Origin of the sequence: Sporosarcina aquimarina (assembly GCF_023715615.1) — a bacterium.
Lineage (GTDB): Bacteria > Bacillota > Bacilli > Bacillales_A > Planococcaceae > Sporosarcina > Sporosarcina aquimarina_A.
This window is the reverse complement of sequence record NZ_JAMBOM010000009.1, coordinates 1-12,974: the sequence shown is the minus strand read 5'-3', so window position 1 is coordinate 12,974 and position 12,974 is coordinate 1. Positions and strand designations below refer to the sequence as shown.

Annotated in this window: 11 protein-coding genes, 1 rRNA gene and 1 other annotated feature; of the genes, 2 read left to right on the top strand and 10 right to left on the bottom strand. The window is 44.8% G+C overall.

All coding sequences use genetic code 11. From position 1 onward, the window contains the following. Positions 1 to 11 precede the first annotated feature (11 nt). From M3197_RS15800 to M3197_RS15780, 5 genes are all read right to left on the bottom strand, one after another. Positions 12 to 1,352, bottom strand: a complete 1,341-nt coding sequence (locus tag M3197_RS15800; protein WP_251662659.1) for a sodium-dependent transporter — start codon at positions 1,350 to 1,352, stop codon at positions 12 to 14. A 32-nt stretch (positions 1,353 to 1,384) separates the two neighbouring features. Continuing rightward, positions 1,385 to 2,230 carry a tryptophan 2,3-dioxygenase gene (kynA, locus tag M3197_RS15795; protein ID WP_251662656.1) on the bottom strand — a complete coding sequence of 282 codons (846 nt, stop codon included), beginning with the start codon at positions 2,228 to 2,230 and terminating at the stop codon, positions 1,385 to 1,387. Positions 2,231 to 2,252: 22 nt separating this feature from the next. Next, the gene (gene kynU, locus M3197_RS15790; RefSeq protein ID WP_251662654.1) at positions 2,253 to 3,536 is read right to left on the bottom strand and encodes a kynureninase; all 1,284 of its coding nucleotides are present in this window, start codon (positions 3,534 to 3,536) and stop codon (positions 2,253 to 2,255) included. Between the two features lie 174 nt (positions 3,537 to 3,710). Continuing rightward, positions 3,711 to 4,379 (bottom strand): deoxynucleoside kinase, encoded by a 669-nt coding sequence (locus tag M3197_RS15785; protein WP_251662652.1) that lies wholly within the window; start codon positions 4,377 to 4,379, stop codon positions 3,711 to 3,713. After that, positions 4,380 to 5,012 (bottom strand): deoxynucleoside kinase, encoded by a 633-nt coding sequence (locus M3197_RS15780; RefSeq protein WP_251662650.1) that lies wholly within the window; start codon positions 5,010 to 5,012, stop codon positions 4,380 to 4,382. Between the two features lie 135 nt (positions 5,013 to 5,147). Here M3197_RS15780 and tadA point away from each other — a divergent pair, with 135 nt between their 5' ends. After that, on the top strand, positions 5,148 to 5,651 hold the full coding sequence (gene tadA, locus M3197_RS15775) for a tRNA adenosine(34) deaminase TadA (protein ID WP_251662649.1): 504 nt from the start codon (positions 5,148 to 5,150) through the stop codon (positions 5,649 to 5,651). A 28-nt stretch (positions 5,652 to 5,679) separates the two neighbouring features. Here tadA and serS read toward each other — a convergent pair whose 3' ends face one another. Then, entirely contained in the window at positions 5,680 to 6,963 is a 1,284-nt protein-coding gene (gene serS, locus M3197_RS15770) for a serine--tRNA ligase (protein ID WP_251662647.1), read from the bottom strand. Between the two features lie 71 nt (positions 6,964 to 7,034). Then, positions 7,035 to 7,248: a binding site (T-box leader), on the bottom strand. A 168-nt stretch (positions 7,249 to 7,416) separates the two neighbouring features. On the opposite strand from serS, the gene pdxR reads away from it, so the two are divergent. Then, positions 7,417 to 8,826, top strand: a complete 1,410-nt coding sequence (gene pdxR / locus M3197_RS15765; protein ID WP_251662645.1) for a MocR-like pyridoxine biosynthesis transcription factor PdxR — start codon at positions 7,417 to 7,419, stop codon at positions 8,824 to 8,826. 21 nt (positions 8,827 to 8,847) lie between these two features. Here pdxR and M3197_RS15760 read toward each other — a convergent pair whose 3' ends face one another. From M3197_RS15760 to rrf, 4 genes are all read right to left on the bottom strand, one after another. Beyond that, positions 8,848 to 10,197 (bottom strand): serine hydrolase, encoded by a 1,350-nt coding sequence (locus tag M3197_RS15760; protein WP_432814010.1) that lies wholly within the window; start codon positions 10,195 to 10,197, stop codon positions 8,848 to 8,850. 139 nt (positions 10,198 to 10,336) lie between these two features. Beyond that, positions 10,337 to 11,803 carry an IMP dehydrogenase gene (guaB, locus tag M3197_RS15755; protein WP_251662642.1) on the bottom strand — a complete coding sequence of 489 codons (1,467 nt, stop codon included), beginning with the start codon at positions 11,801 to 11,803 and terminating at the stop codon, positions 10,337 to 10,339. Between the two features lie 107 nt (positions 11,804 to 11,910). Continuing rightward, on the bottom strand, positions 11,911 to 12,387 hold the full coding sequence (locus tag M3197_RS15750; protein ID WP_251662793.1) for a glutathione peroxidase: 477 nt from the start codon (positions 12,385 to 12,387) through the stop codon (positions 11,911 to 11,913). 482 nt (positions 12,388 to 12,869) lie between these two features. Then, positions 12,870 to 12,974, bottom strand: a 5S ribosomal RNA gene (gene rrf, locus M3197_RS15745); the annotation flags it as partial.

Genomic DNA, 12,974 nt, shown 5'->3' with positions numbered 1-12,974 from the left:
AGTTACACGTATCAAAGATTATTTATAAATACAGCGACAATCGTCAGTGGTACGACGACAGTCATCAAGACGAGCCATACCCGGAACAATCCCGGAGAATCCTTTGTACTCAAATTGAATTCTTGTTTCACAAGTTCACGATCCATTTTGTGTATGATAAAAATCGCAATCAGTAAATTTCCGATAGGCAGAAGTATGTTACTAACGAGGTAGTCAGTGCTATCGAAAATACTCTTGCCATTAATCATAAATGACTCCAGCAAACTGGATGACATGGCAGATGGAATCGCCGCCACGAACACGATGAGTCCTGTAAGCCAAGCTACTGTTTTCCGTGTACGTTTGCCATTTGCCGTTAGTGCAGCGACAATGATCTCGTACAAACTGAACGATGAAGTTAATGTCGCAAATAAGAATAGCAGCAAGAACAATGCTAAAAATAGTTCCCCGAATGGCATTTGCCCAAACACTTCCGGCAATACCATGAACAGCAATCCAGGTCCTTCGTCAGGCGCTAACCCGAACGCAAACACAACTGGGAAAATCGCAAGTCCTGCTAGCAACGAAACAAAGATGTTCATGCCCACGACAGATCCTGCTGATGACCGCAAGCTGACGTCTTTTTTCAAATACGAACTGTACGTCACCATACACGAAAACCCGACGGCTAACGAGAAGAACGACTGTCCAAGTGCATAGAGGATCGACTCACCTGTTATCTTAGAGAAGTCCGGCGCTAAGAAAAACTTCACGCCTTCCATTGCACCATCTAACGTTAGTGAGCGCACTACTAAGATTATGAAAAAGATGAATAACAGTGGCATCATATATTTGTTGGCACGCTCAATGCCGTTTTGAATCCCTGATGCAATGACGATGACGTTAATGACCGTAAATAGCAGTAATCCGAGCAACGTAATCCAAACAGAACCGGTGACGGAGCCGAATAGCTCTCCGTAGTTCGTTCCATCTCCAATTACCTGACCAGGGATTGCAAGTCCGCTATAGACGAGCACCCATCCGCCAACTACGCTGTAAAAGGAAAGCAGTAAGAAGCATCCTAAGACACCAAGTCGGCCGATCCACACCCACAGACTATCCGGTGCTAACTTTTTATATGCACTGATTGCTTCCTTACCTGTACCACGCCCGATGATAAATTCAGAAAGCAGCATCGGTAAACCAATGACCAAGGTGAAAACGATAAATAACAGGAAGAATGCTCCGCCCCCACTCATCCCCGTCACATAAGGGAATTTCCAGATGGCCCCGAGTCCGATCGCAGCCCCCGCAGATGATAATATAAATCCTAACTTAGAGGACCATTGTTCAGTTCGTCCCTTCTCCTCCATACAACTCCCCCTCTTTCATCTCTCTCTCGTTCTTACAATTTGGTACGCAAATCCCATAGTTCAGGGAAGAACCGATGGTCGAGCACGTGGCGTAAGTAGTTCACACCAGACGAACCGCCTGTACCTGTTTTGAATCCTATAATACGCTCAACAGTTTTCATATGACGGAACCGCCACTGCTGTAGCCAATCCTCAACGTCCACAAGCTTTTCAGCAAGCTGATACAAATTCCAGTATTTATCGACATCGCGATAGACCGCTTCCCAAGCTAATTCAACGGTTGGATCCCCTGCATACGTGACACTGAAGTCGCGGTCCAGTAATTCCGGATTAATGGCAAAACCAGCCTTTGATAATGCTCGAATTGCCACGTCATAAATACTCGGTTGGTTCAACGCGTCTTTCAGCATCGCATGCACTTCCGCGTCCTTCTCGTAAATCTTTAAAATATGAGAAGACTTATAGCCAAGCGCAAATTCAATCAGACGATACTGATAGGACTGGAATCCAGATGCTTTGCCGAGTGAATCGCGGAATTCCAAGTATTCAGCAGGCGTCATTGTCGAGAGGACGTCCCATGCTTGTATAATTTGAGACTGAATTTTCGTCACACGGGCTAGTTTTTTGAATGCCGACTGCATTTCACCCTTGTCAATTGCGTCAATGGCCGCCGTCAGCTCGTGCAACGTTAGCTTCATCCACAGTTCGCTCACTTGGTGGATGATGATGAACAACATTTCGTCGTGATGCCCTGACAGTCTCTCTTGACTCGATAAAATCTGATCGAGATGCAAGTATTCCCCGTACGTCATATCCTTTTTAAAATCAGTATGAATGTCCTCTTGATCCAAATTCAAATCTGAAATCCCTTTATTCATCACAAATACCCCCAGTTCCTGTTTACGCGACGACTTCTCGCTTATTTTCAAATTGCTTATATTGTTCTTCGTCCATAATACGCTTTAAAATGTTCACCGTCTCAAGCACTTCTTCAAACGTGTTATACAGTGCAACTGGTGCCAGACGAATTCCATTCGGCGTCCGGAAATCCGGAATAACCCCATTTGCTTTCAGCGCTTTACAAATACGTGCCGCTTCTTGATGAACGATAAATACATGCCCTCCGCGTTCCGCATCGACTTTCGGACTCGTCACCGTAAATCCGTAATCTTCCAGTTCCGTTTCAATTAACTCCTGTAAGTAACCCGTCAACGCCAGTGATCGTTCACGAATTGCGGCCATTCCGACTTCGTTCATGAGTTCAAGTGAACCGATCAACGGCGCGGAACTGAGTAAGTTAGGTGTGCCCATCTGAAGTGCTCCAGCACCCTCTGCAGGCGTAAATGTATGCTCCATATCGAACTGACGGTCTTTCGCTGAACCGAACCATCCTGCGAGTCCAGGTTGCACACCAAAATGCATTTTGTTAACGTATATCCCGCCCGTTGCACCCGGTCCTCCATTTAAGTGCTTATAATTGCACCAAAATGCGAAGTCGACATTCCACTCATCCAGTGCATGTGGAATTGCTCCTATCGAATGACACAAGTCGAAGCCAACTAAAATCCCTCGTGCATGAGCCGCTTCTGTTACCTTCTCCATGTCGAGTACTTGTCCGCTACGATAGAGAACACCGGACAAAATCACAACGGCAACGTCGTCGGTCATCGCCTCGATAATATCTTCCGTCCGCAGTGTTTGTCCATCACGGCTTTTTACTTGAATTAGGCGCTCTGCAGGATCTAGTCCATGCAGCTCTAGCTGACTTTTTATTGCGTAAATATCCGTTGGAAAGTTCAATTCATCGGCTAAAATTTTTGTTCGACCGGTTGAGGGTTTGAAAAATGTTGCGAGAAGCTGATGGAGATTCGCGGTAGTCGAACCTGTCACAATCACTTCTTCCGCTTCTGCACCTATAAGCGGAGCAAGTGACGCTCCTAATTCTTCGGATAAGTTAAACCAAGGACGCTCTCCTTGCATCCATCCGTCAATACCATGGGTTTTCCATGAATCCAGAATGGCGAGTAATGAGGTTTCTGCACGTTTTGATAGTAATCCAAGAGAGTTGCCATCAAAGTAAATAATACCTTCTTGTACGTAAAACTCTTCACGCCGGCTCGCTGCCGCATAACGTTGCTCGAGTTCATTGGCATATGCAATCGTCGATTTTTCGTTCGCAGTCATAGGGAATCGCTCCTTCACAATGGAATTTTCTATAGGGTTCACTATACGTGAATCATTTTCAACGCGTCAATAACGCTTGTTCACGGATAGGAATACTCTATTCCTCCATTCGATAAAAAATGAAAAAAACCTTTCCAGACAGGTTTTCGCTGCCGGAAAAGGTCTTTTTCTTTGTTAGCTACGAAGCGGTTCTGTTTGAGACAAAATGCCGCCAATCTTCTCGACAATCAGTTCCACTTCATGAGCGTTCGTGATGAGGTCATAGTCGTTGATGTCTAGGCGAAGCACTGGGCAAGCCGTGAATGAGTCAATCCACTTCTCATACCGTGCATGCATTTCTTCCCAATACGTAATTGGTGTCTCTTGCTCCATCTCACGGCCCCGTTCATGAATCCGGCCAATAATGCTATCCAGAGGACCTTCCAAGTAGATGAGCAAATTGGGATGTGGGAAATACGGCGTCATGACCATCGCGTCGAACAAGTTCGTATACGTCTCATAATCGACAGGATCCATCGTGCCTTCTTCCATGTGCATGCGGGCAAATATTCCTGTGTCTTCATAAATAGATCGATCTTGGATGAATCCACCGCCATATTCGAAGATACGCTTCTGTTCTTTGAATCGTTCTGCGAGGAAGTAAATTTGTAAATGAAAACTCCATTTCTTGAAGTCTTCATAGAATTTATCCAAGTACGGGTTTTGGTCTACGTTTTCAAAAGAAGTGCGGAAGTCGAGCGCTTCAGCAAGTGCTGTCGTCATCGTCGATTTTCCGACACCTACTGTTCCAGCGATTGTAATGACCGCGTTTTGCGGAATTCCGTATTTTTCTCGTAAGTTCACTTAAACTACCTCTTTCTGGATGACGGCATTGACTGCGTCAAGGATGTATTGGCGGTCCCGGGAGTTCGCAACGAAGTCGAGCTCGTCTCCATTGAAACGTAAAACTGGAATTTCCGGATGCATGAGTTCGAATCGATTAATAAATGTATCGTAGTCTTCGGACAACTGGCGCAAATAGTTTGGATCCATGCCCCGCTCATAATCACGACCTCGCATTGCAATTCGCCTCATGAGTGTGTCGAGGCTTGCATGCAAGTAGACGATAACATTTGGCACTGGCATCCCTGCGGTCAAGATAGTATAGATTTGCTCGTATTTTGCATAGTCGCTTTCAGACAGACTGCGTTGTGCAAAAATGAGGTTTTTAAATATATGATAGTCTGCGACGACGGGCTTGTCTTCTGCAAGATAATGCTTTTGAATGTCGCCGAGCTGTTTATATCGGTTACAGAGGAAGAACATTTCGGTTTGAAAGCTCCACTCTTCGATGTCGTCGTAAAATTTATTGAGAAACGGATTTTCATCCACGATTTCCATGAGTAACTGGAATTGGCGGGTGTCTGAAATCGCTTTGGACAAAGTCGATTTTCCTACCCCGATCGGTCCTTCTACTGCAATGAATGGAATGGTCATGACCAACGCTCCTGTCTTTCACTTAGTGTCGTCCCTTTAGTTTATCATAGGAGTCACTCAATTGGTTGTGACAGTTTTTCCACGTGGAACATTCTGTTCAAAACCATGCTAAACTAAGGATAAGGAGCGATGAGTATGAATGTGAACGAGCAAGATCAGTACTTTATGGAGTTGGCGATAGCGGAAGCGAGAAAAGCGGAGGCGCTCGGTGAGGTCCCTATAGGAGCAGTGATTGTGTATCACGGTGAAGTGATTGCGCGTGCCCATAATTTACGAGAGACGACGCAAAATGCGGTCACTCATGCGGAGCTTTCCGCCATTCAAGATGCGTGTGAGATCATTGGTAGCTGGCGACTTGAAGAGACCGCTCTTTACGTGACACTTGAGCCTTGTCCGATGTGTGCGGGAGCTATTTTACAATCAAGAATCCCGACAGTTGTCTATGGCGCCCGAGACCCGAAAGCAGGGTGTGTTGACTCCCTCTATAGACTGTTGAACGACGAACGGTTCAATCACGAATGTGAGGTCCGTGAAGACGTCCTAGGAGAACAATGCGGTGCACTCCTCACGAACTTCTTCAGGGCGTTGCGTGAAAAAAAGAAACGGGCAAAAAAAGAAGCGACACCGGAAGCAGATTGACTTCCGATGTCGCTTTTTACGTTCACTCTTATTCAGCAGCTGTAATGTACTCTTTTCCACCCATATATGGACGCAATACTTTAGGGATCAAGACAGAACCGTCTGCTTGCTGATTGTTTTCGAGCAGCGCAGCAACCGTACGTCCAATTGCTAGACCGCTTCCGTTTAGTGTGTGTACATATTCAGGCTTCCCTTTAGCTTCACGACGGAAGCGGATGTTAGCACGACGCGCTTGGAAATCTTCAAAGTTTGAACAAGAAGAAATTTCACGGTATGCGTTTTGTGCTGGAATCCATACTTCCAAGTCATACTTTTTCGCAGCAGTGAATCCAAGATCAGCTGTACACATTTTTAACTTACGGTATGGAAGTTCAAGCATTTGCAATACTTTTTCCGCATGTCCTGTCAGTTTCTCCAACTCGTCATACGAATCCTCAGGCTTCACAAAACGTACGAGCTCCACTTTGTTGAACTGATGCTGGCGGATCAACCCCCGTGTGTCACGACCTGCAGAACCCGCTTCAGAGCGGAAGTTTGTGCTATACGCTGCAAAGCCTTTCGGAAGCATGTCAGCATTCAGAATTTCATCCCGATAAAAGTTCGTCACGGGCACTTCAGAAGTTGGAATCATGAAGTAATCTTCTTTTTCAACGAGGAATGCATCCTCTTCAAACTTCGGTAATTGCCCTGTCCCCGTCAAGCTTTCACGATTCACAAGGTACGGTGGTAACATTTCTTCATAACCATTCTCATCCTGATGCAAATCCATCATGAAATTGATAAGTGCACGTTCTAAACGCGCGCCCATTCCGCGGTAAAATACGAAACGGCTTCCCGTTACTTTTGCCGCTCGTTCAAAGTCAATAATTTTCAAGTCCGTCCCGATTTCCCAATGCGGTTTTGCTTCAAACGAAAACTCTGGCGTCTCTCCCCACTTACTAACTTCCACGTTATCATCTTCACTGTCACCAACTGGAACACTTTCGTGAGGAATGTTCGGAATGCGCATTAAGACATAATCTAATTGTTCTTCGACTTCATTCAACTCCGTGTCGTATGCTTTAATGTCTTCTCCGACTTTACGCATTCTCAAAACAAGCTCGTCAGCGTCCTCTTTGTTACGTTTTAACTCTGCTACTTTCTGAGACACTTCGTTACGCTCTGCTTTGAGCACTTCAACTTTTGCTAATAATTCACGGCGTCTCTCATCGAGCGCTGGGAACTTGTCCAGCTCAGAGATATCCTCTCCACGCATGGCAAGCTTTTCCTTCACACCTTCAAAGTCCGTACGCAACACTTTTCTGTCTAACATTACGATTCCTCCTCAATTTGTTATAACGATTTCCGAAATTCGAGCACAAAAAAAGCCCTCCATCCCCTATCAATAGGGACGAGAACTACCCGCGGTACCACCCAGCTTAATCAGCACAATGCTGATTCACTCCAGGAAGATAACGGCTCCGGTGCCGGCACAAACCTACTGCTGTTCAGTCTGGCTGCTCAAGGATGGATTCACAGTTGTTTTCACCGACTCGCACCACCCGTCGGCTCTCTTTAGAAAAACGTAGCTGCTACTACTTCCCTTCATCGTTTTACGTTTGAAATTACTTTAACTTTACTATACCCCGAAACGTTTGGCAAGCAAAGGCTGAATTTAGAAAATAGCTGTCATTTTCACTTTCATCTGCTTACGGTATACTTCACTTATAACCTTTGCAAATTTTATATACATGAGAAATCGACATGAACAGAATGGAGGATATTGATGGAAGAGTGGTTACTTTTATTGGATAAATCACATGCAATTCCTCTTTATGAACAGATTTATCGGCAAATGAAACAGGATATTACCGACCAGCGGATTCCTGTCGGTAAAAAATTACCGTCTAAGCGGAAGCTAAGTGAATTTCTATCAGTCAGCCAAACAACAATTGAACTTGCTTACGGTCAGCTGGTTTCGGAAGGATATATCTCGGCAGTCCCTCGTAGTGGCTACTACGTTCAAGACATTGAAGAACTTGCCTATACAGAGTCTGCAGAAGTAAAGGAAGTGCTCACTCCTGTAAGACCCGCAGCAGCGATCGACTTTTCACCCGGAATGGTGGATCCTGCATTGTTTCCTTTTTCGAAATGGAGGAAAGTTGCAAAGGACGTCATTGATGAACACGCCGCTCACTTATTGCAGCTAGGTGATCCCCATGGCGATGTGGAATTGCGCAATGAGATTGCCACGTATTTGTATCATTCACGAGGAGTTATTTGCACTCCTGAACAAATCATCGTCGGGTCGGGAACCGAGCAACTCATTCCACTCATTATCCGAATTCTTGGTGAAGAGGCCGTGTATGCGGTGGAAGATCCAGGTTACCCACTGACGCACCACGTATTTGACCATCATTTGAGGCCAGCGATACCCATATCCGTGGACGACGATGGTATGGACGTAGATGCACTACAGCGCTCGTTGGCAACAGTTGCATATGTAACACCTTCCCATCAGTTTCCTACAGGTACCGTGCTCTCTGCACCCCGCAGAGCCGCATTGTTAAACTGGGCATCTGCCAATCCAGAACATATTATTATTGAAGACGACTATGATGGTGAATTCCGGTATGCGGGACGACCGATTCCTTCCCTTCAAGGTATGGATCGTGGGGAAAATGTCATCTATTTAAGTACATTCTCTAAATCACTCATGCCATCGCTACGAATCGCCTACATGGTGCTCCCAAAAGCGCTCCTGAAGCGTTATAAAGGGGCGTTCATCCAATACGCATCCACTGTCCCGCGACTTGATCAGCACATGCTTGCGCGTTTCATGGGAGAAGGACAGTTTTCCAGACACTTGAATAGGATGCGCAAAGTGTATCGCAAAAAACTTCAACTGCTTAAGGAAGTTCTTACTCCTTATGAACCTGCAATTTCTTATTCAGGAGATGAAGCTGGAATGCACATCATCGTAACTGTACATAAACAGCAAACAGAACCTGTATTAGCTAACCTTGCTCTTCAAGCAGGGATACGTGTCTACAGCTTGCAAGACTACAAATCCGGACATGCTACAAGCCCACCATCCTTTTTGCTTGGCTTTGGTGGATTGAGCGAAAGCCAAATAGAGCGAGGCATTGAAAAACTCATGGACATCTGGGGCATACAAAAAGCGGAACACCGCTAGATAGCGTCTGTTCCGCTTTTTTTAGTTGAACAAGCCTTTTACGAAGCCTGTCCCACTATCCCAAAGACCTGAGAAGAAGTGACCGATGCCTCCCATTGCTAGAGAGAACCATCCTGCCTTTTCAACAGCTTCTTTTGTTACCACTTCGGACTGTACATTTTTCCCGTCGATATACCCATAATCTTCAGAGCCGTCTTTCTTCACGAGCTCCACGTGTCCTACTACTGTATCTTTTTTAATAGGCGCTAGAAGTGAGCCATCTTTCAACTTTTTCTTGTCGATAACTAACTTAGGTGTATACTGATCTTTTTCACTCGTTCTCACCATCATTTTAATCGGTTCTTTTACTTGAATGGCAACCTCTTTCTCTTTCCCTTTCAGAACCTTCATTGTCTCTTCACCTTTGAACTGGTAGCCTTCAGGAACAAACTCCACTTCAGAGAACTGTGAGAAACCATAATCGAATAGGGAACGTGTTGCGTCAAATCGTGCTTTATAGGAACCTTCGCCTTTAGCGTCTACAGCTTTCATCACAACAGCGATGACGCGCTTACCGTCACGAATTGCAGTTCCTGTAAAGCAATGACCTGCAAAGTCTGTTGTTCCTGTCTTCAAACCATCTACACCTTCATAGGCATATAAGAAACCTGGCAACATGGAGTTCCAGTTGATCATATTGATCGCGTCTGAAGTACCCTCACGAAATACCTTTGTTGGTATCTTTGTAGTATCAAGAACTTGAGGATAATCATTGATGAGCGCGTATGAAAGCTTCGCAACCGATTTAGCCGGCATTACGTTTTCATCTTCAGGACCTGATCCTTCTGGATGCATGCCTTGTAAATCTTTATTATTCAACCCTGTTGAGTTGACAAACTTATAGTCCTTCAATCCAAGCTCTTTTGCTTTTTCGTTCATGAGCTTTACGAACTCTTTTTCAGTTCCACCGATTGTTTCAGCAATCGCAATCGTTGCCGCATTTGCGGAATAAATTGCAAGAGCTTCATACAATTCTTTAATCGTATACGATCCATCTCTTCGTAGCGGCACGTTACTCAACTTACGATTTTGAGACACCTTGTATGTATAATCTGTTACTTTGTACTCCTGATCCCAAGTGATGGATCCTTCATCAATTGCTTCGAATAGAAGGTACTCGACCATCATTTTTGACATACTAGCAATTCCAAGTGGGGCGTCTGCATTTTCTTCATATAAAATCTTTCCACTATCCGCGTCAATTAGAATGGCTGCATCCACATGGAGGCCAAGCGCCGATTCCGCCTGAGCGGGTGTTGTTGCACCAAATACTGCTACGAGCAAGACTGCCGAACATAGTACAGACAGCCATCTGTTCTTCATCTTCTTCACATTTCTACCTCCGTCATCGCGATTTACTCCCATAGTTTATCATACCTAAAGGAAGGGATGGATATAAAATAAAAAAAAGCACCTTTCCGCCCATATAAGACGAGAAGAAAGGTGCTGAAGTTCCTGACGCATTGTGGTTTTAAGAAATTGTATAGTTAGGTGCTTCTTTCGTAATCTGAACTTGGTGAGGATGGCTTTCACGAAGACCTGCACCAGTCATACGGATGAATTGAGCTTCTTCACGCAATGTGTATAAATCTTTTGTTCCGCAATACCCCATACCTGACCGAATGCCTCCTACTAACTGGTGAACCGTATCAGCGAGAGACCCTTTATAAGGCATGCGCCCTTCGATTCCTTCTGGTACAAGTTTTTTCGCATCTTCTTGGAAATAACGGTCTTTGGAGCCGCGTTCCATTGAAGAAACAGAACCCATACCGCGATACACTTTAAAACGACGACCTTGGAAGATTTCAGTATCTCCAGGGCTCTCAGTCGTTCCAGCAAGTAAACTACCGAGCATGACCGCATGTCCACCTGCAGCAAGTGCTTTGACGATGTCTCCGGAGAACTTAATACCTCCGTCAGCAATAATTGTCTTGCCATGCTTCCGAGCTTCAGCTGCACAATCGTATACAGCTGTAATTTGGGGTACCCCTACACCTGCAACAACTCGAGTTGTACAGATAGAACCTGGACCAATTCCGACTTTCACTACATCGGCTCCCGCTTCATACAATTCATGAGCCGCTGCTGCAGTTGCAATGTTTCCTGCAATAATATCGAGTGACGGATATGTTTCCCGAATTTTCTTCACCATATCAATAACACCTTTAGAGTGACCGTGTGCAGTATCGATAACAATGACATCTACTTCAGCCTCTACAAGCTTCTGAACACGAACCATTGTATCCGAAGTAACACCAACAGCTGCTCCAACAAGAAGTCGGCCATGATGATCCTTTGCCGCGTTCGGGAATTCAATCACCTTTTCAATATCTTTAATGGTGATTAACCCTCGCAAGGTTCCATCTTCATCCGCAATCGGAAGCTTTTCGATTTTATGCTGTTGTAAAATCTTTTCTGCATCTTCAAGCGTCGTACCAACAGGCGCTGTAACAAGTTTTTCTTTGGTCATCACATCGGCAATTGTTAACGAGTAATCCTGGATGAAACGAAGATCACGGTTTGTAATAATTCCAACCAACTTCCGATTCTCAAGCGTGTCTACAATAGGGACACCGGAAATCCGATATTTCCCCATTAAATGTTCCGCATCAAATACTTGATGTTCAGGGGTCAGGAAGAATGGATTTGTAATGACACCATTCTCAGAACGTTTTACTGTGACAACTTGCTCAGCTTGTTCTTCAATGCCCATGTTCTTATGAATAACACCGAGACCACCCTGACGTGCCATAGAAATCGCCATTTTAGATTCTGTGACCGTGTCCATTCCTGCACTGATCAACGGGACGTTAAGCTTAATCTTTTCCGTCAATTGAACAGACAATGATACGTCTTTTGGTAACACTTCAGATGCTCCTGGTATCAGCAATACATCATCAAACGTTAACCCTTCACGTGCAAATTTAGTTTCCCACATGCCTGATGCCCCCTTATAGTTTCGGTTAAATATTAGATAATAGGTTATCAGCGGTGTTAAGGTGTGTCAAGGAAGCAACGATAAGTAAAAGTATTAGCTCTTTTCAGTCATATCAACTTTTCAATTGCATCCTTCATTTTTAAAGGACCCGTTTGTGGAGCAAAGCGATCCACTACATTGCCTTGGCGGTCTACGAGAAACTTCGTGAAGTTCCACTTGATGCCTTCCGTAAGCATTCCTTTCTTTTGTGAGGAAAGATATTGGAATAAAGGCTCTGCGCTATCACCTTTTACATCCACTTTTGCAAACATCGGGAAAGACACACCAAAGTTCATCCGACAAAACTCCTCCGCCTCTTCACCGCTATCAAATTCTTGATTGTTAAAGTTATCCGAGGGGAAACCTAGAACGGTCAGTCCCTGGTCCTTATACATCTCATAGACTTCTTGTAACTCGTCAAACTGCTTCACAAAGCCACATTTGCTTGCTGTGTTCACGATGAGCAATGGCTTTCCTTCGAACTCAGAGAGCGATTGCTCGGTTCCATCAGGTTTCTGTACAGTAAACTCATAAACGGATTCCATGTGCGCCATCTCCTCGTGGGTTAGTCCCTTAACCATAATGGAAACCTTCCTCGAGCGCAAAAAAGAAGTCTTGAATTAAAGGCACGGGATATGGAGTGGTAGTTGGATGCGATTATGAGCCCTGGATTGTGATCAGAAACACTCGGTTCCGCTCATAAACTTTGGATTGTGATCATAAACTCAGATTTCCGCTCATAAACTCCAGATTGTGATCATAAACACTTATTTCCGATCATAAACTTCGGATTGTGATCAGAAACACTCGGTTCCGCTCATAAACTTCGGATTGTGATCATAAGCCCTGGTATCCACTAATATCTCTCAGTACCTAATCGTATTTCCACCGACGTAACCCACTGTCTACAATAAGTTTCTCCCAAAAGAACACCATCCAACCAGCCTTTTAGAACATAGATACAAATAAAACACAACAAACAAAAAAGCGAGCCAAGGAATGAACTCCTTGACTCGCTTTACAAATTGCCCGGCAACGTCCTACTCTCACAGGGGGAAGCCCCCTACTACCATCGGCGCTGAAGAACTTAACTTCCGTGTTCGGTATGGGAACGGGTGTGACCTCTTCGCCA

What these genes read in the sequence shown, in the direction of transcription:
- M3197_RS15750 (WP_251662793.1), bottom strand. Translation starts at nt 12,387, where the DNA reads ATGGAATCCGTTTATGAGTTTACTGTACAGAAACCTGATGGAACCGAG.
- kynA (WP_251662656.1), bottom strand. Translation starts at nt 2,230, where the DNA reads ATGAATAAAGGGATTTCAGATTTGAATTTGGATCAAGAGGACATTCAT.
- guaB (WP_251662642.1), bottom strand. Translation starts at nt 11,803, where the DNA reads ATGTGGGAAACTAAATTTGCACGTGAAGGGTTAACGTTTGATGATGTA.
- M3197_RS15780 (WP_251662650.1), bottom strand. Translation starts at nt 5,012, where the DNA reads ATGACCATTCCATTCATTGCAGTAGAAGGACCGATCGGGGTAGGAAAA.
- pdxR (WP_251662645.1), top strand. Translation starts at nt 7,417, where the DNA reads ATGGAAGAGTGGTTACTTTTATTGGATAAATCACATGCAATTCCTCTT.
- tadA (WP_251662649.1), top strand. Translation starts at nt 5,148, where the DNA reads ATGAATGTGAACGAGCAAGATCAGTACTTTATGGAGTTGGCGATAGCG.
- kynU (WP_251662654.1), bottom strand. Translation starts at nt 3,536, where the DNA reads ATGACTGCGAACGAAAAATCGACGATTGCATATGCCAATGAACTCGAG.
- serS (WP_251662647.1), bottom strand. Translation starts at nt 6,963, where the DNA reads ATGTTAGACAGAAAAGTGTTGCGTACGGACTTTGAAGGTGTGAAGGAA.
- M3197_RS15800 (WP_251662659.1), bottom strand. Translation starts at nt 1,352, where the DNA reads ATGGAGGAGAAGGGACGAACTGAACAATGGTCCTCTAAGTTAGGATTT.